This window comes from Rodentibacter pneumotropicus DSM 21403, assembly GCF_000379905.1.
GTDB classification, from domain to species: domain Bacteria; phylum Pseudomonadota; class Gammaproteobacteria; order Enterobacterales; family Pasteurellaceae; genus Rodentibacter; species Rodentibacter pneumotropicus.
The window spans coordinates 118,638-138,332 of the sequence record NZ_KB904056.1 but is presented as its reverse complement, the minus strand read 5'-3'; the positions used below and the strand labels follow the sequence as shown (position 1 = coordinate 138,332).

Below are 19,695 nucleotides of genomic sequence, written 5' to 3'. Positions count from 1 at the left end.
AACATATTAAATAACAAATTCCCCACTTAATCATTAAGCGGGGAATTTTTTAAGAATTATTTCTCGTCTTTCTTAACAATTTCTTCGCATGTTTCAATATCACTGCATTTTCCATAAAGATACAAGCTATGGGCTTTTAGTTTGATGCCATATTGTTCACTAATCTCTTTTTGGCGTTGCTCAATAAGGTTATCGGAGAATTCAAATACTTTACCACAGTCTTCACAAATAATATGGTCATGATGTTCTGTTGGTGCAAGTTCGAAAACCGATTTATTTCCTTCGAAATTATGACGAATTAAAATATGCGCTTCGTCAAATTGGTTAAGTACACGGTAAACAGTAGCAAGACCAATATCACTGCCTTGCTCTAATAAAATTTTATATACATCTTCTGCTGAAAAATGTTCGTTTTTGTGATTTTGCATTAAAGCCAAAATAGTCAAACGAGGCTCAGTAATTTTTAAGCCAGCTTTTTTAAGCAATTTAATATTTTCTTCAGACATAAAGTTTCCTTTTTTTATGATAGTTAAGCGAGCTCGGCTAAACACATTTCTTCATAAATTTGCTTACACCATTTTTCTACGCGTTCAGCAGTGAGTTCAGGTTGACGATCTTCATCAATACATAAACCGATAAAAGAGCCGTCTTCTAAGAGTGCTTTTGAGGCTTCAAATGTATAACCTTCAGTTGGCCAGTTTCCTACAATGATTGCTCCGCGTGGCTCTATAATATCGCGTATCGTACCAATTGCATCACAGAAATAATCGGCGTAGTCTTCTTGGTCGCCACAACCGAAAATTGCCACTAATTTATCTGTGAAATCAATTTCTTCTAAAGTTGGGAAAAAATCATCCCAATCTGCTTGAGATTCACCATAATACCAAGTTGGAATGCCGAAAAGTAAGAAATCATAGGCTTCAATATCTTCTTTTGAGGTTTTTGCGATGTCACGAATATCAACTAAATCATTACCCAATTGCTTTTGAATCATTTTCGCGATATTTTCGGTATTGCCTGTGTCGCTACCATAAAATAGGCCCACTACTGCCATTTTTCTTTCCTTTTAATTTAAACGTTTAAACAAACAAAATTTGTGCAAACTATACCATAAACTAGTTCTCATTTAAACCAATTAATTCTTATTTAGAAACCTATTAATAGCACGAATAACAAAGTCCGGTTTTTCTGCGTGAACCCAATGTCCGCAGCCGTTTATAGTAAATGATGTCGCGTTAGGAAATTGCTGTAAAATGTATTGTGCGTCTTCCGGTTTAATGTAAGGGGAATCCCCACCCTTAATAAATAAACTTTGTGCTGTAACATTGACATTTTGCCAATCCATCAAATGGTTATAATTATTGAAAAGTGCGGTCAAATTAAAACGAAAAAATTCAGGAGAGCCGGATTCAAAAGATTTCAACATAAACTGAATTACACTCGGATCGTTGATTTCTTGTTCTAAAATTTGTTTCGCTTGTTGGCGCGTTTCTGGTTTAGCCTGTTTCACGGCAAATAACCCCCTAAAAACATCTTGATGTCCTTGTTTGCCGTAGGGGAGCGGGGCAATGTCAATGACAATCAATTTTTCAACAATTTCAGGATGAAGTGCGGTCAATTTCATCGCTGTTTTTCCTCCCATGGAGTGACCAATCAAAATGACTTTTTTCAAGTTAAGATGTTGGATAAGCGTGAAGAGATCTTCCGCCATGAGTTCATAATTCATTGATTCTGCATGAAAACTTCGTCCATGATTACGCAAATCAACACGTAGGATATCGTAATCGTCACTGAATGCTCGGGCGATAACGCCGAGATTATTCATATCGCCAAATAAACCATGAATAAAAACTAAGGTAGGGTGAGTAATTGCTTGTTCTGTTTGATGAAATTGATAATTTAATAATTGAGAGCTAGGCATAATTTTCGCGTGAGAATTAGTTGAGAAGTCGTTATAATGGGCAAAAATTTTAGCAAAGGGAGAAATAAAAATGAAGATCATTGAAGTCGATGAAGAATTATACCAATACATTGCGAAACAAACCCAGTCCATTGGTGAAAGTGCTTCCGATATTCTTCGCCGTTTGCTGAATTTACCCCCTAACCCGAATAGTACGTTAGATTTTGTTTCTTTTGATGAGGCGAATAAAAGTGCGGTCAAATCTGCTGCTGTTTTGCCAAAAGAGACAAAGGCGGAAAATGTCTCTCAAATCCAATCGGAATCTGCGCCAAAAGCACTTGAACCCGCAGTGTTAAAAACTGCAAGAAAACAGTCGGAGACGGCGATTAGTCAAATAACGGATAAAGTTCGTGCGTTATTAAATTCTTCGGAATTTAAAGAAGAAACAAAAGCAGTTGTGCGTTTTTTAGCTGTCTTGCGCGTGCTTTATCGGACTAATCCGGAAAGTTTCGCACAGGCAACGGAATCTCTACAAGGCCGTACCCGTGTTTATTTTGCTCGTGATGAAGGGACATTGTTAATGGCGGGTAATCACACCAAACCGAAACAAATTCCGGATACGCCTTATTGGGTGATTACTAATACCAATAGCGGCAGAAAAATGCTAATGCTGGAAGGGGCGATGCAATCTATGGATTTGCCGGAGACCCTGATTGATGAAGTTCGAGTCTATTTTGTCAGCAACTAAATCATTTCCTTGGCAAATTTTTGCCAATGATCCCCAATATTGTGAAAAAATTGCCTTGCGTTCATCTCAAGGTGATGTTTTTACTTGGGGAGAGATTGGGCAAAAAATCGATCAAACCGCCATATTTTTACAAACGCGAGGTATCACATCGGAAAGTGCGGTCGCTTTTTGTGGCAAAAATTCTGAATCGATCCTTTTTCTTTATCTTGCGACCATTCAGATCGGGGCAAAAATTCTAGGTTTAAATCCTGCATTTCCGCAAGAAAAAATCCATGAGCTATGTCGTGAATATGCCATTGACTTATGCTTTTTTGATAAAGATTTGTTGGCTATTTCAAACGAACATTTATCAGTTGCGTTTCATCATGAGGCGGATTTTGTTCGCCCTGTGACCATGACACTGACTTCTGGCTCAAGCGGCTTGCCTAAAGCGGTGGTACATCATATACAGGCACATTTGGATAATGCCCGTGGCGTGTGTCAGTTAATGCACTTTAATTCCTCTCAATCATGGTTATTATCATTGCCTTTGTACCATGTTTCAGGGCAGGGCATTGTGTGGCGTTGGTTGCTCTGTGGGGCTGAATTACATTTTCCTCAAGTGGATTTTTTTGCCTCACTCTTGCAAGCCAGCCATGTGTCATTAGTACCAACGCAGCTTCAACGTTTGCTCAATTATTTTGTGCAACATCCCCAAGCAACTTTTAAAACGAAGCATATTTTATTGGGGGGAGCGCATATTCCGGTGGAATTGACTCAAGCTGTTCAGCAGTATGGCATTTCTTCCTATAGCGGATATGGTATGACAGAAATGGCATCAACAATTTTTGCGAAATTGTCGGATAATTTGCCCGGTGTGGGGCAACCGCTCTTAGGACGTGAATTTCAACTGGTGAATGAAGAAATTTGGTTGAAAGGAGCTGGGTTGGCGTTAGGTTATTGGAAAAAAGGTGAGATTATTCCGCTCACTAACGAACAAGGTTGGTTGCAAACAAAAGATAAAGGCATGTGGAAAAATAATGAATTAGTGGTCGTGGGGCGTTTAGACAATATGTTTATTTCTGGTGGTGAAAACCTCCAACCGGAAGAAATTGAAAGGGCGATATTGCAATCTAATTTGGTGAAACAAGTGTTTGTATTACCCAAAGAGGATTTAGAATTTGGTGCAAGACCCGTCGCTATCCTTGAATTTTATGAACACTTCACGGAAAGTGCGGTCGAAAAACTGCGTGTTTTTTTACAAGAACATTTAGCAAGATTTAAGCAACCGATCGCTTATTACCCATTGCCTCTTGGAATACAACAAGGAGCGATTAAGATTTCGCGTAAAGCGTTAGCACAATGGTTGGCGTGTCAAGAAAATAAATAGGAAAACTATGAAATTACCTCGTTTTTTAACCGCACTTTCAGTTAGTTTTATGGTAGGGGTTGCCCTTACGCAATCTGCTATGGCGGAGCAGGAAAAAGCACTTCCGACAGAACAAAGCCTGAAAGCGGATTTGTCTGCGGCACAAAAAATAGATGATGCTGAAGTGAAAAAATCACGTATTAATGAGTTGCAGATATCACTTGATTTGTTACAACAAATTCAAAATCAGCAAAAAAATAATGATGATTTGGATAGTACGCTTAGCCGTGCGGATGCGGAAATCCAAAAAAATAATACGGATTTGCAAAATCTTAAAAAAAGTTTAGATCAAGTCAAGGTAGATGACTACGCTTCAATTTCTTTGGCGGATTTACAAACTGAACTGGAAAAACTGAATAATCAGCAGCAAGAGAGTCAGGTAGCATTAAGTGCGGCTAATGGGTTAATGGCAGGACAAAGCGGTGTTTCAGAACGTTCGCAAACCGTACTGGCGGATAATTTAAGACGCACGCAAATTTTAAACCAACAGCTTTCTGATCATAGGCTAAGTACAGCGTTGCAGCAGCAATATCAGTTGGAATTGCAACTCATTGAACTAAAAAATGATTATAATCAAACTTTGCTAAAAAATAGCGATCAACTTTCTTTACTCTACAAGAGTCGATATGACTTATTAAATGTTAAACAACAAGTTCAGCAACAACAGATTTCAGCAATTCAGGACGTTATTAATCAGAAAAATCTTGCTCAAAGCCAAGACAAAGTTGAGCAAGTACAGCAACAGCAACAAAGTGCGGTTAAAAATGATTACATTCAAAAAGAATTGGATCGCAATGCACAACTCAGTAAGTTTTTGTTAGAACAAACGGAAAAAACAAATACATTAACGCAAGATGAACTGAAAATGCGTAATGTGTTGGATAATTTAACACAGACCCAACGTACGATTGACGAACAGATCAGTGCATTGCAGGGTACACTTGTGCTTTCCCGTATTATTCAGCAGCAAAAACAAAAATTACCGACAAATTTAAATATTCAGGGGTTATCAAAACAAATTGCTGATTTACGTGTGCAAATTTTCGATATTACACAGCGTCGTAATGAGCTCTATGATCTCGATGCGTACATTCAAAAAGTAGAGTTGAATGAAGATCAACCTTTTACCAATACGGAAAAGACACAATTAATTACTTTGTTGACCGAACGTCGCAAAATGGGTTCTGACTTAATCAAATCATTAAATAATCAGTTAAATTTAGCGATTTCTTTAGAATTAACGCAGCAACAAATTACCCAAATTAGCGATCAAATTCAGTCGAAGCTCGATCAACAAAGTTTCTGGGTAAAAAGCAATAACCCGATTAATTTGGATTGGCTGAAAGCTTTGCCAATGTCATTAGAGGGGCAATTTGATGGCATGATGAAACGTCTTGGTTTTCCTACAAACTATGATAATTTGCCCTCGTTGCTGACTTATGTATTTTTTCTTATTGTGATTGGTGGTGCGATTTTTAAATTCAAACCGGCTATTAAGCATCGCTTGGCAATGATTAATGGTGAAATTAATACTTTGCGTGCAGATACCCAGTGGCATACACCGATGGCATTGATTTTAACGGGATTACTTAATTTATCCGGTACGCTTTGGTTTCTTGCGATCTGCCAAATGATTGGCTTTTTCTTCTTCCGTAATCCGCAAGAATTTTGGGATTGGTCGTTCCGTATGGCGGGATATTGGTGGTTCTTCAATGTGTGGTTTGCCATTTATCGTCCAAACGGGATTTTCGTTCGCCATTTTGGTTTTGCTCAAGAGGATGCTGAAAAGTTCCGTGGGGTGGTAAAACGCATTATTATTGCGGTTGTTCTCTTATTGAATACATCGGTATTTAGTAATGTGATGGATAATGGTTTGGCAAATGATGTACTGGGCGAACTCAACACGATTATCGCCTTGATGTTCTGTACGGTAATTATCGCACCACGTTTTAATCGCGCTCTTCGAGCTTATGAAGAAAATCAATCACAACGTAATAACGTGATTGTGAAAGCCATTCAAATTCTATTGCAGTTGGTTCCAATAGGGTTAATTCTGCTGATTGTTCTCGGTTATTACTATACGGCGCTGAATTTAATCCAACATATCATCAATTCTTATATTGCTTGGTGTATTTGGTTTATTTTACGCAATGTCATTTATCGTGGTATTACAGTGTCATCGCGCCACTTAGCACACCGCCGTCTTATGGAAAAACGCTATCAAAAATCGGAAGAGTTTAATGATGGTGTGCCTTCAGATGACGTGGTTGTGATTACAGACCAAGAAGAAGGCTTGGCGTTAAATGAGGTAAGAAGTCAATTGCTACGTTTTGCAGACTTGTTTATTTGGTCGGCATTATTTGCAATTTTCTATTTTATCTGGTCGGATCTTGTGACAGTGGCAAGTTACTTGCGTGATATTACATTATGGCAGCAAATCTCTGTGGTAGATGGGGCAAATGTCACGGAAAGTATCACATTATTTAATTTACTTGTTGCTCTTATTATTGTGGGGATTACTTATGTTCTTGTAAGAAATATTTCAGGTATCCTGGAAGTCTTACTTTTCTCACGTTTGAAATTATCTCAGGGAACGCCTTATACCATCACGACGTTATTAACCTATGTTATTGTGGCAGTAGGCGGTGCATGGGGATTTGCTACGCTGGGGATGTCGTGGTCAAAATTGCAGTGGTTATTTGCCGCACTTTCAGTGGGACTTGGTTTCGGTATGCAAGAAATTTTTGCGAATTTTGTTTCCGGCATTATCTTACTATTTGAACGTCCGATTCGTGTTGGTGATACCGTAACGATTAATGGGGTAAGCGGCACCGTCGCTAAAATTCGTATTCGTGCGATTACATTGATTGATTTTGATCGAAAAGAGGTTATTGTTCCTAATAAATCTTTTGTGACTGGTCAGGTGATTAACTGGGCACTTTCCAGTACGATGACCCGTTTAGTTGTGACTGTTGGGGTAGCTTACGGTTCAGATTTAGAATTAGTGAAAAAATTACTCCTTCAGGCGGCAAACGAGCAACCTGCGGTATTAAAAGATCCTGAACCTCGCGCATTCTTTTTATCATTTGGGGCGAGTACATTAGATCACGAGCTACGTGTTTATGTTGGTCAGCTTTCTGAAAGAACCAATACGGTAGATGCGCTTAATCGTCGTATTAATGAACTCTTTTCTGAAAACAATATTGACATTGCATTCAATCAACTTGATATCTTTATTAAAAACAATGATACCGGTGAAGAAATTCCTTTCATTGATGTCAATGCAACAACATTATCTAAGAAAAAATCGTAGAAGTAGAAAAAGGGGAGGTAAAATATGGCAGGTAATACAATAGGACAACTTTTCCGCGTGACAACCTTTGGTGAATCGCACGGTATTGCGCTCGGTTGTATTGTGGACGGAGTTCCACCCAATATGACATTGTCTGAAGCGGATATTCAGCCTGATTTAGATCGCCGTAAACCGGGTACTTCTCGTTATACTACCGCACGTCGGGAAGCAGATGAAGTGCAAATTTTATCGGGTGTATTTGAGGGAAAAACTACCGGCACAAGCATTGGAATGATCATTAAAAATGCTGATCAACGTTCTCAAGATTATGGTGAAATTAAAGATCGTTTTCGTCCGGGACACGCTGACTTTACTTACCAACAGAAATACGGTATTCGCGATTATCGTGGTGGCGGACGCTCTTCCGCACGTGAAACGGCTATGAGAGTCGCAGCAGGAGCGATTGCTAAAAAATATTTACGGGAACAATTTGACATTGAGGTACGTGGTTTTTTAAGTCAAATCGGTGAGGTGAAAATTGCACCGCAGACGGTAGGGAAGATTGATTGGAAAAAAGTGGAAAGTAATCCTTTCTTTTGCCCTGACGAAAGTGCGGTTGAAAAATTTGATGAATTGATTCGAGAACTTAAAAAAGAGGGCGATTCCATTGGTGCAAAGCTCACCGTGATTGTTGAAAATGTACCGGTTGGCTTAGGTGAACCGGTATTTGATCGCTTGGATGCTGATTTGGCTCATGCCTTAATGGGAATTAATGCTGTGAAAGGTGTGGAAATTGGCGATGGTTTTGCGGTGGTGGAACAACGGGGTAGCCAACACCGTGACGAAATGACACCGAGTGGCTTTGAAAGCAATCATGCAGGCGGCATTTTAGGGGGGATTAGCTCCGGTCAGCCGATTATTGCCACCATTGCATTGAAACCGACTTCAAGCATTACAATACCTGGGCGTTCTGTAAACCTTGATGGTGAAGCAGTAGATGTGGTGACAAAAGGTCGTCATGATCCTTGCGTGGGGATTCGTGCTGTACCCATTGCGGAAGCGATGGTCGCTATTGTGCTATTGGATCATTTATTACGTTTTAAGGCGCAATGTAAGCAGTAGAGCGCGTGAAATGAATAAAATTATATTAAAAACTGCGGTTGGTTTAACCGCACTTTTTTGTTTTGGGGTGCAAGCCTCTCCACACGATTGGCAGCAAGTTAAGCGTCCTATTCCAAGTGAGGATGGAAAAGCCCAGCCAATCGGAAGCTATTCTAATGGTTGTATTATCGGTGCTGAAGCTTTACCGGCTAAAGGTGACGGCTATCAAGTGATCCGTATGAATCGTAACCGATATTATGGACACCCGGAAATTATTAAGTATCTTAAACGTTTGGGAGAAAAAGCGAAAGCAGCGGGATTACCAACAATGCTTGTAGGGGATATTGCTATGCCGGGCGGCGGTCGTTTCTTGACCGGGCATGCCAGCCATCAAATGGGATTAGATGCGGATATTTGGTTACGCATGGGTGCGATGTCCGATGCAGATGCATTAAATTCAGATGGAAAAGGCTTGTTGGTGGTTGATAGAAAAGCACAACGGGTTGATGATCGTATATGGAATAACAACCACACTACTCTGATTAAACTTGCAGCTCAGGATCATGGCGTTTCCCGTATTTTTGTGAATCCGGCAATTAAATTAAAACTGTGTCAAACTGCAGCTAATGATCGTGGTTGGCTACATAAAATTCGCCCTTGGTTTGGGCATGATTCACATTTTCACGTTCGTTTAAAGTGTCCGGCTGACGCTGTTTATTGTGAAGATCAAGCACCGATACCGGCAGGCGATGGCTGTGGTCGTGAACTTTATTCTTGGTTTGAGCCTGCAAAACCAAGCACGGGTTCAAATAAACCAAAGATAATACCGCCTGAACCACTTTTGTGCCAACAAATATTAAATTCGCCAAATCGAAATGAATGGTTAGAATAATTTTGTAGGCAAGTAATAGAGAAATAATATGGAATTAGGCGTTGATATTTTAGGGATATTATTCGGGGTCGCATTTGTTGCAGCATTCATTGATGCTATTGCCGGTGGTGGAGGTTTAATTACCATTCCAGCCTTACTCATGACAGGAATTCCACCAGCGGTTGCTCTAGGTACAAACAAATTGCAAGCGATGGGGGGCGCATTTTCTGCAAGCCTCTATTTTTTACGTAGAAGAGCGGTGAATTTACGGGAATTTTGGTTTATTTTACTTTGCGTTTTTCTCGGTTCAGCCTTAGGCACAATCTTAATTCAATTGCTTGATGTGTCTGTATTTAAGAAAATTTTGCCATTCTTAATTTTATCCATTGGGTTATATTTTCTTTTTACACCTAAATTGGGTAATGAGGATCGTAAACAACGTTTAACTTATGTGGTTTTCGGTTTTTCTATTAGCCCATTTTTAGGTTTCTATGACGGCTTTTTCGGACCGGGGACGGGTTCTATTATGAGTCTGGCTTGTGTAACCTTATTAGGTTTCAACATTGCAAAAGCGACAGCCCACGCAAAGGTGATGAATTTTACTTCAAATCTCGCTTCCTTTTTATTTTTCTTAGCCGGCGGGCAAATTTTGTGGATCGCAGGAATCGTGATGATGGCGGGGAGCATTATTGGGGCAAATTTAGGTGCTAAAATGGTGATGACAAAAGGTAAAACTTTAATTCGTCCTATGGTAGTGGTGATGTCGTTTTTGATGACAACAAAAATGGCATATGATCAAGGTTGGTTTAACATTTAAAGTGCGGTTAATTCCGCAGCTGTTTTTAGTATGACAGATTTTCAACAAAATTTACGTTTAACGGCGCGTGTGGGTTATGAACCACAATTTTTATGGTCCTATTTAAAACCAAAATACTGGGGCGTTTGGCTCGGTATTTTCTTTTTGCTTTTGTTGGCATTTGTGCCTTTTCGTTTGAGAGATAAGATCGCAGCAAAACTGGGTGTATGGATTGGACATAAGGCAAAAAAACAACGTAAACGGGCTCAAATTAATTTGAGTTATTGTTTTCCAGAGTGGACTGCAGCACAGCGAGAGCAAGTTATTGATGAAATGTTTGCTGTGGTCGCCCAAGTAATGTTTGGTATTGGTGAAATTGCAGTCCGTTCTAAAAAACATTTACAAAAACGCAGTGAATTTATCGGTATTGAACATATTCAGAAAGCTAAAGCGGAAGGCTATAACATTATTTTAATGGTGCCGCACGGTTGGGCGATTGATGCTTCTGGTATTATTTTGCATACCCATGGCATGCCAATGACTTCCATGTATAATCCTCATCGCAATCCTTTGGTAGATTGGCTGTGGACAATTGTCCGTCAGCGTTTCGGTGGAAAAATGCACGCCCGTCAAAATGGCATTAAGCCTTTTTTGGCAAGTGTTCGTCAAGGAGAAATGGGATATTACCTGCCCGATGAAGATTTCGGTGCAGAACAGAGTGTATTTGTTGATTTTTTCGCTACTTATAAAGCGACATTACCGGGACTAAATAAAATGGCAAAATTGGCGAAAGCTGTTGTGATCCCAATGTTTCCTCGCTATAACGCGAAAAGTGGTAAATATGAGATGGAAATTCATCCTGCTATGGTGCTGGGTGATGAACCCGAAAAATCAGCCCGCGCGATGAATGAAGAAATTGAATCTTTTGTTACCCCAACCCCAGAACAATATGTTTGGATTTTACAATTATTAAGAACGCGTAAAGATAGCGAAGATCTTTATGATTAGCTGATGTAACAAAAGTGCGGTCAATTTTAACCGCACTTTTTCTCGGAGCTGTTGGGGGGGGTATCTGTGTTATCGGAAAAAATTGTCATTTACCTTAGATTAAGCTGAGAATTTTAGCGTATTATGTTTTGGCTGAATTTGGTGGATCGTATTTGTTACGGTTCCAATAATCGGTAATGATGTCCAATTTTTCGTTTTGATATTTTGCATTTGAGAATCCAGCGCCATAAAAATAAATTCATCATGATGAGTAATAAATTCATAGAGATGAAATTCGTCTTCACTTTCTAATACGACAATATCGCCAATAGAAAGACGATCATTTTTTTCAACGATCAACATATCACCTTGTTCAATTCCCCAGGCAAGCATATTTGGATTCGTAACACGAATAAAGCAGGTTTGCTGCGGACGTTTGATACAGTAGAGATTTAAATCAAGTTTTTTACTGAATTTTGATCTTTTCTCAATATCATTAAAGAATGGCATTGGATGATAAGAAAACGTCATTTCATTTGGAGCAACAGTGTTTGCGTAGTTCATCATCTTATTTTCCTTTGGTTTAAATATGTTTTTTTGTACAGGTGTAAATATACTGGTGTTTCATACAGTTTGTCAATGTCGGATGGAAAAAATTTTTTTATCAAGCAAAATTTTAGAAAAAATATAATGAATAATCTGGAAATGATGAAACTATGATAAAAAACGAAGAAAAGGTTTTCTTTTAGATAGAATTTAAGCTATCTTTAGCCTGCTTAGGTGGATCTGCAATGATCTGAAGTTTAATTATATTTTTATTTAAATTTATTATGAATACATCACGTTTATTTCATTTTCTTTTCCAAGGTAATTTAGTAAAACGAATTGCCCTTGGTCTTATTCTTGGGATCCTCGTTGCACTTGTTAACTCAACTATTGAACAAACGTTTGGTTTTAATCTTGCATCAAATGTTGGCGTGCTGGGACAAATCTTTGTCAAAGCACTTCGGGCAGTTGCGCCAATTTTAATTTTTTTCCTTGTGATGGCGGCATTAGCCAATAAAAAGGTTGGTTCAAAAAGCAATATGAAAGAAATTATTGTGCTTTACCTTTTAGGCACCTTCTTAGCTGCGGTTGCTGCTGTGATTGCAAGTATGCTTTTTCCTTCTGAAGTAGCATTATCTGTGAAAGAAGATGTTTCTTCGGCACCACAATCGGTTACCCAAGTATTATTAACTTTAGTGCTGAATGTGGTGGATAACCCGCTCAACGCGATTTTTAAAGCAAATTTTATTGGTGTTTTGGCTTGGTCAATCGGTTTAGGATTAGCGCTTCGTTATGCCGCTGAAACAACAAAACAAGTGGTATCAGATTTTGCAGAAGGAATTTCTAAAATTGTACATGTGATTATTTCATTTGCGCCTTTTGGGGTATTTGGTTTAGTGGCAGAAACCTTATCAGATAAAGGGTTAGTGGCTTTAGGCGGCTATATTCATCTATTATTTGTCTTAATCGGTACAATGCTTTTTACTGCATTTGTTCTTAATCCTATTTTAGTTTATTGGAAAATTCGCCAAAATCCTTACCCATTAGTTTGGACCTGTGTACGCGAAAGCGGTGTAACCGCATTTTTCACCCGTAGCTCCGCGGCAAATATTCCGGTGAATATTGCTTTGGCAAAACGTCTAAATCTTGATGAAGAAACCTACTCGGTAGCAATTCCATTAGGAGCAAATATCAATATGGCGGGGGCAGCTATTACTATTACGGTATTAACTTTAGCGGCAGTACATACACTTGGTATAGAAATCTCCTTTGTTAGTGCCGTGTTATTAAGTATGGTTGCCGCACTTTGTGCTTGCGGTGCATCGGGTGTTGCAGGCGGTTCGTTATTACTCATTCCGTTAGCATGTAGCTTATTCGGTATTTCTGATGATGTCGCAGCGCAAATGATTGGGGTCGGTTTTGTGATTGGTATCTTGCAAGATTCTACCGAAACGGCGTTAAACTCTTCGACTGATGTGTTATTTACCGCCGCAGTTTGCCTGGAAGAAGAGCGAAAAAATAACGCATAATTCAATTATTTTATGAAGTGGGCGAAAGCCCACTTTTTGTTTTTTTAGATGCTTAGATTTCGCTATACAAAGTGCGGTCTAATTTGTTAGACTTTTTTCGTTTAAAACCAGATGGAGGACATCAAAATGGATGGATTAACCATAGCGACATTAGTATTTCTTGTACTCATTATTGTTATTTTATTTTCAACTATTAAAACTGTTCCACAGGGATATAACTGGACAATTGAGCGTTTTGGGCGCTACACGCGAACATTAATGCCCGGTTTAAATATTGTTGTGCCTTTTGTGGATCGTGTCGGTCGCAAAATTAATATGATGGAACAAGTGTTGGATATTCCTTCACAGGAAGTCATTTCTAAGGATAACGCTAATGTTGCCATTGATGCGGTATGTTTTGTTCAAGTGATTGATGCACGTAGCGCAGCTTATGAGGTGAATCATCTTGAACAGGCGATTATTAATTTAACCATGACAAATATCCGTACGGTTCTCGGTTCTATGGAATTGGACGAAATGTTATCGCAGCGTGATTCCATTAATAGCCGTTTGCTTGCGATTGTAGATGAAGCCACAAATCCATGGGGGATTAAAGTCACCCGTATTGAAATTCGTGATGTTCGTCCGCCACGTGAATTGATTGATTCTATGAATGCCCAAATGAAAGCGGAACGTAACAAACGGGCGGAAGTGTTGGAAGCCGAGGGGATTCGACAAGCAGAAATTTTACGGGCGGAAGGGGAAAAACAAGCGCGTATTTTAAAAGCAGAAGGGGAACGTCAAGAGGCTTTCTTACAAGCGGAAGCCCGTGAGCGTGCAGCAGAAGCCGAAGCAAAAGCGACACAAATGGTATCCGAAGCTATCGCAAGTGGTGATACCAAAGCGATCAATTACTTCATTGCGCAAAAATACACGGAAGCATTAAAAGAAATTGGCGGCTCGCAAAATAGCAAGGTGGTATTAATGCCATTGGAGGCAGGCAATTTAATTGGTTCTGTGGCAGGTATTGCAGAATTATTAAAAGGTGATAAAAAAGCCTAAGTGTGTTTAGTTTTCGGTATTACGTGACAAAGGCACAAAACCTACGCACTGCGTGTGTTCGTTTATAATATACTGAAATAATTTGATTTGATAACGGACACACTCAGAGTGTCCCTACAAATAAACCAAAAATTAAGTTTCTGCAGCTGTTACATAATACCGCTAATTTTTCAAAGTGCGGTTGAAATTGACCGCACTTTTTCTATCAAAGGAGACAATATGGCAGAATGGTTGACCACATGGACATTATGGCATTGGGTGGTTTTAGGTTTTGTATTGTTGATCGCTGAAGTTGTCATTCCCGGTGTATTTTTACTTTGGTGGGGATTAGCCGCTTTGGTGACAGCTCTTGTACAGTTTCTTTTTCCCACTTTTTCATTAGTCGGACTAGCGATCTTTTATGGGGTTTTAGCTTGTATTTTATCTGTCGCTTGGTGGAAATACCAGCATAATAAAGATCGTCAAGATCAGGCTAAAAGCTCTTTAAACCAGCGTGATCATTCCATGTTGGGTAAACAAGGTACGGTGCAGGAAATCGCTGTAAATGGTATTGGACGTGGTGCGTTTGGTGATACCACTTGGCGTATTCAAGGCGAGCATCTTGTGGTGAATGATCTTGTGAAGGTTGTGCGTGTAGAAGGTATTACGCTGATTGTCGAAAAGGTAACAGAATGAATCATCTCATTATTTTTGCTCATCCTAATTCTAAAGGCAGTTTTGGGCGTGCTGTGGCAGATTGTGTGGTGAAAACCAGCCAAAGTCTTGGGGTGGAAACCCAATTCCGTGATCTCTATACCCTAGATTTTAATCCGATCATTTCTTTTGAAGAATTACAAGCGGTGAATAATGGTGTTATTCCCGAAGAAGTTAAATATGAACATGATCTTATTCAGCAAGCCGATTTACTTACGCTCGTTTATCCCCTTTGGTGGATGGGTTTTCCGGCGATTTTGAAAGGGTATTTGGATCGGGTGTTAAGTCATGGGTTTGCTTATAAAACAGAAAATGGCGAATCCGTTGGCTTACTTAAAGGGAAACAAATGCAGCAATTCATCACACTTGGCAGCAATGTGGATAAGTATAAAGAATTTGGCATTGATAAATCCCTTGATCATTGTCTCGTGAACGGTTTGTTTAATTATTGCGGTATTGAAAATGTAACCTATGAGTTATTTGGTGATCTTCATTTAATTGATGATGAGGCACGTCACGCAATGTTGGATATCGTTGAGCAAAAAACACGGGAAAAATTGACCGCACTTTTAAATGGAAAAGCAGTATGAGTACAGAAAAGCCACTTAATAATTTTTCTTTAATTAGTCGTTTATTCGGTAATTTATTTTATCGCGCCCCAACAGACTCGGTGCTTGCCGGTGTTTTTGATTGGTTGCAACAAAAAGGCTTAGATCAAGTATGGGCATTAGATGCGGATAAAGAAAGTCAAACAGCGTTAGATAATCTCCAGTTAAAAATTGACCTCACATTGTTAAATGAAGAGTATCAAAAATTGCTTGGTACGGAAGGTAAAGTTGCCACAGCCATTTCCTCTTATGATATTGATGTGGCGGATTTTATGGCTTTTCGTAATGAACGTGGTATGCCGGAAGTGGAACGTGCTGATCATTTTGCATTACTTTTGCTGACTGCTTCTTGGTTGGAGGATAACGTTGATTCCGTTTCTGCACAACGAACCCTATTTGAAGCCTTCTTATTGCCTTGTGCTGCGAAATTTCTAACGCAAATAGAAACCTATGCTACTTTACCTTTTTATCGTTCTTTAGCGTACTTAACACGCGAAATTTTAGCAGCAATGGCGGATGAATTAGAGGAAAATCGCAATATTTAAGATGAATTAAATCTTCCTTATTGGCAAAACGGCTGAATATCAGCCGTTTTTCTTATCAAAAATTTATTCCAATGTCGCCAAAATAATTTGTTCCGGATCGATATGCAACCAAATTTGTTGCTCAATTTGCCATTGATTTGGTTGTGTGATTGTTGCACAAAATTCCATCTCTGTATCATCAAAAACTAAAATAGCTTCTTCCTCATTGAGTGATTTGATGCTCACGGGAAATTGATTTGTCTGATTTTCCAAAGGCTGTTTCGCCATTTTCACCCAAGGGGCTTTAAACATCAGTATTACTTCCTTTTCTGTCATTAATTTCAAACGTGAGGCACTTTTTGTGGTTATGGATACTTGTAAGGGGGTTGGCAATCCTTCTATGTTTACCTCCACAATACAACGGGAATCCATCATTCGTTGGCGTGCAACCCTGCCGAAGAATTGATTACGTGCACTACTTTGTAGGGCAAAGCGTGCGGTGGCGGTAAGCAGATTATCAAGCGGCACAGATTCATCTTGTAAAATTTTGAATGCATGATCTTGGGTTTTTTCTAATAAATCATAAAGTTGGAGTAAACGTTCCGCATAGCTTGTTAAAACCGTACCACCCCCATTTTTTCCCCCTGTATTGCGTTCCAGCAAAGGGGAAGGGCTGAGCTTGTTCATGGCTTCAAGATGATCCCACGCACTTTTGTAGCTGACTTTGGCATTTTTTGCCGCTTGATTTATCGAACCGCATTGCTGAATTTCTTTGAGTAAGCGAACCCGTTTGGGATCAATAAAGAGCATCTGTTTAAGTTTTATGGTGAGTAAAATTTCAGTATTTTTCATAGGATTCCCTTTATGATAATTGAAACTGTGGGCAATTTTTCCGATAAAGCTAGGTGAAAATAACGTGTCCACAGATTCTGAGCGTTATATATTTTATGATAAAACCAAATTTTTACGTATCGCTATTTTTTATCTCAATATATAATCAAATAAATAACGTTATTCGGCATAGAAGAAAATAATGAAAAAATTAACCCAAATTTCAACCGCACTTTTTGTGATTGGTTTTAGTGTTTCTTTAGCGACTCCAGCAAAAGTTACGGTGTTTGCAGCTGCCTCAATGAAGGATGTGTTGCAAAATGTGGCGGTGGATTACGCAAGACAAAATCCTAAAAATAATGTCGTATTTTCTTTTGCTTCTTCTTCAACCTTGGCAAAACAAATAGAAGAAGGCGCACCGGCTGATATTTTTATTTCAGCCAGTAATAAGTGGATGAAATATCTTTCTGAGAAAAATTTAACGGTGAAAGAAACGGAAAAAGTGTTAGCTGGGAATGAGTTGGTATTAATTGCCTCGGTGAAAAGTGCGGTCGATTCTGTGGATATTTCCAAAGGTGAGTGGGTGAATGCCTTAAAAGACAGTTATTTATCCGTTGGAGATCCTGCACACGTTCCGGCCGGACAATATGCGGAAGAAGCCCTAATCAAACTGAATTTGTGGGATAAAGTGAAAGATCGTTTAGCGCGAGCCAAAGATGTACGTGCTGCATTAGTCTTAGCTGAACGGGCTGAAACGTCTTATGGTATTGTGTATAGCACCGATGCGAAAGTGAGTCAAAAAGTGAAAACGGTGGGAGTATTTCCGGCAGAGAGTTATCAACCGATCGCATATCCGATGGCGATTTTGAAAGAGCAAGATAATGCGAATTCCCGTGATTTCTTAAAATATCTTGCTTCTGACGCAGCGAAAAAAGTGTTTGAAAGTTACGGTTTCTCCGTGAAATGAGGGGCTAGAGTTTGTCCTTTTTGTTAAAATCCTATTCCTACTTTAAGCGTTATAAGGAAATGTAATTTGCTCACTCAATTTCTTTCCCTATTCAATCTCAGCCCCTTAGAAACAGATGCGATTCGTCTGAGCCTAAGTGTGGCGTTTAATGCAGTGCTTTGGTGTTTACCTCCGGCGATTTTTGTGGCGTGGATTTTGGCACGTAAAAATTTTTATGGTAAGTCCTTAGTGAGTGGCATTGTTCATTTACCTTTGGTGCTGCCTCCCGTTGTGATTGGCTATTTATTGCTGGTAGGAATGGGGCGAAACGGATTTATCGGACAGTATTTATATCAATGGTTTGGCGTGTCTTTTGGGTTTAGTTGGAAAGGGGCGGTGCTTGCTTCGGCGGTAGTTGCTTTTCCTCTCGTTGTTCGGGCGATTCGCCTTTCTCTTGAAAGTATTGATATTAGGCTTGAACGGGCAGCACAAACTTTGGGTGCTTCCCCATGGCGTGTCTTTTTTACAATTACTTTCCCCCTGTCACTTCCGGGCGTATTAGCCGGATTGATATTAGGTTTTGCCCGCTCATTAGGGGAGTTTGGTGCAACCATTACTTTTGTCTCCAATATTGCCGGTGAAACTCAAACTATTCCCCTTGCTATGTACTCTTTCATTCAAACACCGGGTGCTGAGGCGCAAACCGCACGTTTATGCCTATTTGCGATTATACTTTCATTCATTTCATTACTTGCCTCAGAATGGCTTGGTAAACGTATGCAGAAACAATTAGGGCAAGGCAATGTTGCAAATTAATATAAAAAAGCAATTAGGAAAATTGGCATTACAGGCAAATTTGCAGATTCCTATTCAAGGTGTGACGGCTATTTTCGGTTTGTCCGGTGCGGGGAAAACCGCTTTAATTAATTTAGTGAGCGGACTCACGCAACCTGATGAGGGATTTATCCGATTAAATGACCGTACTTTAATTGATACCGAAACACAACAAAATGTGCCTATTCATTTGCGTAAAATCGGTTATGTGTTTCAGGATGCCCGTTTGTTTCCGCATTATACGGTGAAAGGCAATTTATGTTATGGTGCGAAAAATGTTTCAAAAGAAGAATTTGATTATATTGTCGAATTGCTTGGCATAAGTCATTTATTGAAACGTTATCCGCTCACTCTTTCTGGTGGGGAAAAGCAGCGTGTTGCTATTGGACGCGCGTTGTTCACTGATCCGGAAATGTTATTGATGGATGAACCCCTCTCTGCGTTAGATTTACCGCGTAAACGGGAATTAATGCACTATTTGGAACGACTTTCTCAAGAAATTAATATTCCCATTTTGTATGTCACACATAGTTTAGATGAATTATTACGACTCGCAGATCGGGTGGTATTAATGGAAAACGGGAAAGTAAAAGCCTACGGTTCTGTGGAGCGAATTTGGAACAGTGCGATTTTTGCACCATGGAAAGGGGAAAATGAGCAGAGTAGTGTTTTAGCCTTACCCGTACATTTGCATAATCCGCCTTATAAAATGACCGCACTTTCGTTGGGAGAACAATTACTTTGGATTCATCAAATGAATGCGGAAGTGGGGGAGCTTGTACGCATTTGTATTTATAGTTCCGATGTTTCAATCGCCTTGCATAAACCGCAACAAACCAGTATTCGTAATATTTTACAAGGTCAAATTGCACAAATTGACATACAGGATTCTCGAGTGGATATTGCCGTGTTAGTGGAAGGGTATAGGATTTGGGCTAGTATTAGCAAATGGGCGCAGAATGAATTGCATTTTACGGTTGGTATGAATGTTTATGTACAAATAAAAGCGGTCTCCGTTGTTTAAAATGATATTCCATAAA

20 protein-coding genes are annotated in these 19,695 nt (G+C 39.4%); 15 read left to right on the top strand and 5 right to left on the bottom strand.

The window, feature by feature from the left end; all coding sequences use genetic code 11:
* Positions 1 to 56: 56 nt before the first annotated feature.
* The 3 genes from fur to A3GE_RS0107575 all read right to left on the bottom strand — a co-directional run bounded on the left by fur (position 57) and on the right by A3GE_RS0107575 (position 1,921).
* Complete coding sequence (fur, locus tag A3GE_RS0107585) at positions 57 to 506, bottom strand: ferric iron uptake transcriptional regulator (protein WP_018356663.1); 450 nt, start codon at positions 504 to 506, stop codon at positions 57 to 59.
* Between the two features lie 23 nt (positions 507 to 529).
* Complete coding sequence (gene fldA / locus A3GE_RS0107580; protein ID WP_018356662.1) at positions 530 to 1,054, bottom strand: flavodoxin FldA; 525 nt, start codon at positions 1,052 to 1,054, stop codon at positions 530 to 532.
* Positions 1,055 to 1,135: 81 nt separating this feature from the next.
* Complete coding sequence (locus tag A3GE_RS0107575) at positions 1,136 to 1,921, bottom strand: alpha/beta fold hydrolase (RefSeq protein ID WP_018356661.1); 786 nt, start codon at positions 1,919 to 1,921, stop codon at positions 1,136 to 1,138.
* Positions 1,922 to 1,991: 70 nt separating this feature from the next.
* Between A3GE_RS0107575 and seqA the strand changes: the two genes are divergently transcribed.
* From seqA to lpxM, 7 genes are read left to right on the top strand one after another with little or no spacing between them, the layout of a single operon-like run.
* Positions 1,992 to 2,648, top strand: a complete 657-nt coding sequence (gene seqA, locus A3GE_RS0107570; RefSeq protein ID WP_018356660.1) for a replication initiation negative regulator SeqA — start codon at positions 1,992 to 1,994, stop codon at positions 2,646 to 2,648.
* The gene (menE, locus tag A3GE_RS0107565) at positions 2,617 to 4,017 is read left to right on the top strand and encodes an o-succinylbenzoate--CoA ligase (protein ID WP_018356659.1); all 1,401 of its coding nucleotides are present in this window, start codon (positions 2,617 to 2,619) and stop codon (positions 4,015 to 4,017) included. The genes seqA and menE overlap by 32 nt, the downstream gene beginning before the upstream one ends.
* A gap of 7 nt (positions 4,018 to 4,024) precedes the next feature.
* Positions 4,025 to 7,369 carry a mechanosensitive channel MscK gene (mscK, locus tag A3GE_RS0107560; protein WP_018356658.1) on the top strand — a complete coding sequence of 1,115 codons (3,345 nt, stop codon included), beginning with the start codon at positions 4,025 to 4,027 and terminating at the stop codon, positions 7,367 to 7,369.
* A gap of 24 nt (positions 7,370 to 7,393) precedes the next feature.
* On the top strand, positions 7,394 to 8,470 hold the full coding sequence (aroC, locus tag A3GE_RS0107555) for a chorismate synthase (protein WP_018356657.1): 1,077 nt from the start codon (positions 7,394 to 7,396) through the stop codon (positions 8,468 to 8,470).
* A 10-nt stretch (positions 8,471 to 8,480) separates the two neighbouring features.
* Positions 8,481 to 9,341 carry a penicillin-insensitive murein endopeptidase gene (mepA, locus tag A3GE_RS0107550; protein WP_018356656.1) on the top strand — a complete coding sequence of 287 codons (861 nt, stop codon included), beginning with the start codon at positions 8,481 to 8,483 and terminating at the stop codon, positions 9,339 to 9,341.
* Between the two features lie 28 nt (positions 9,342 to 9,369).
* Positions 9,370 to 10,137 (top strand): TSUP family transporter, encoded by a 768-nt coding sequence (locus A3GE_RS0107545; RefSeq protein ID WP_018356655.1) that lies wholly within the window; start codon positions 9,370 to 9,372, stop codon positions 10,135 to 10,137.
* A 30-nt stretch (positions 10,138 to 10,167) separates the two neighbouring features.
* A complete protein-coding gene (lpxM, locus tag A3GE_RS0107540) occupies positions 10,168 to 11,124 on the top strand; it encodes a lauroyl-Kdo(2)-lipid IV(A) myristoyltransferase (RefSeq protein ID WP_018356654.1) in 957 nt (318 codons plus the stop codon).
* A gap of 99 nt (positions 11,125 to 11,223) precedes the next feature.
* Here lpxM and A3GE_RS0107535 read toward each other — a convergent pair whose 3' ends face one another.
* Positions 11,224 to 11,667, bottom strand: a complete 444-nt coding sequence (locus A3GE_RS0107535; protein ID WP_026215438.1) for a LexA family protein — start codon at positions 11,665 to 11,667, stop codon at positions 11,224 to 11,226.
* 266 nt (positions 11,668 to 11,933) lie between these two features.
* Here A3GE_RS0107535 and sstT point away from each other — a divergent pair, with 266 nt between their 5' ends.
* From sstT to A3GE_RS0107510, 5 genes are all read left to right on the top strand, one after another.
* Positions 11,934 to 13,178, top strand: coding sequence for a serine/threonine transporter SstT (gene sstT, locus A3GE_RS0107530; RefSeq protein WP_018356652.1), 1,245 nt, complete (start codon positions 11,934 to 11,936; stop codon positions 13,176 to 13,178).
* Positions 13,179 to 13,304: 126 nt separating this feature from the next.
* Positions 13,305 to 14,219, top strand: coding sequence for an SPFH domain-containing protein (locus A3GE_RS0107525; RefSeq protein ID WP_018356651.1), 915 nt, complete (start codon positions 13,305 to 13,307; stop codon positions 14,217 to 14,219).
* Positions 14,220 to 14,438: 219 nt separating this feature from the next.
* A complete protein-coding gene (locus tag A3GE_RS0107520; RefSeq protein WP_018356650.1) occupies positions 14,439 to 14,894 on the top strand; it encodes an NfeD family protein in 456 nt (151 codons plus the stop codon).
* Positions 14,891 to 15,502 carry an NAD(P)H-dependent oxidoreductase gene (locus A3GE_RS0107515; RefSeq protein ID WP_018356649.1) on the top strand — a complete coding sequence of 204 codons (612 nt, stop codon included), beginning with the start codon at positions 14,891 to 14,893 and terminating at the stop codon, positions 15,500 to 15,502. Before A3GE_RS0107520 ends, A3GE_RS0107515 begins: the two co-directional genes overlap by 4 nt.
* Positions 15,499 to 16,065 (top strand): TorD/DmsD family molecular chaperone, encoded by a 567-nt coding sequence (locus A3GE_RS0107510; protein WP_018356648.1) that lies wholly within the window; start codon positions 15,499 to 15,501, stop codon positions 16,063 to 16,065. The genes A3GE_RS0107515 and A3GE_RS0107510 overlap by 4 nt, the downstream gene beginning before the upstream one ends.
* Positions 16,066 to 16,128: 63 nt before the next feature.
* On the opposite strand, the gene A3GE_RS0107505 is transcribed toward A3GE_RS0107510, so the two are convergent.
* Positions 16,129 to 16,896, bottom strand: a complete 768-nt coding sequence (locus A3GE_RS0107505; protein ID WP_018356647.1) for a TOBE domain-containing protein — start codon at positions 16,894 to 16,896, stop codon at positions 16,129 to 16,131.
* Between the two features lie 181 nt (positions 16,897 to 17,077).
* Here A3GE_RS0107505 and modA point away from each other — a divergent pair, with 181 nt between their 5' ends.
* The 3 genes from modA to modC all read left to right on the top strand — a co-directional run bounded on the left by modA (position 17,078) and on the right by modC (position 19,679).
* Positions 17,078 to 17,842: a molybdate ABC transporter substrate-binding protein gene (gene modA / locus A3GE_RS0107500; protein ID WP_018356646.1), complete on the top strand. Its 765-nt coding sequence runs from the start codon at positions 17,078 to 17,080 to the stop codon at positions 17,840 to 17,842.
* A gap of 66 nt (positions 17,843 to 17,908) precedes the next feature.
* Complete coding sequence (gene modB / locus A3GE_RS0107495; RefSeq protein WP_018356645.1) at positions 17,909 to 18,637, top strand: molybdate ABC transporter permease subunit; 729 nt, start codon at positions 17,909 to 17,911, stop codon at positions 18,635 to 18,637.
* On the top strand, positions 18,624 to 19,679 hold the full coding sequence (gene modC, locus A3GE_RS0107490) for a molybdenum ABC transporter ATP-binding protein ModC (protein WP_018356644.1): 1,056 nt from the start codon (positions 18,624 to 18,626) through the stop codon (positions 19,677 to 19,679). The genes modB and modC overlap by 14 nt, the downstream gene beginning before the upstream one ends.
* The last annotated feature ends 16 nt before the right edge of the window (positions 19,680 to 19,695 follow it).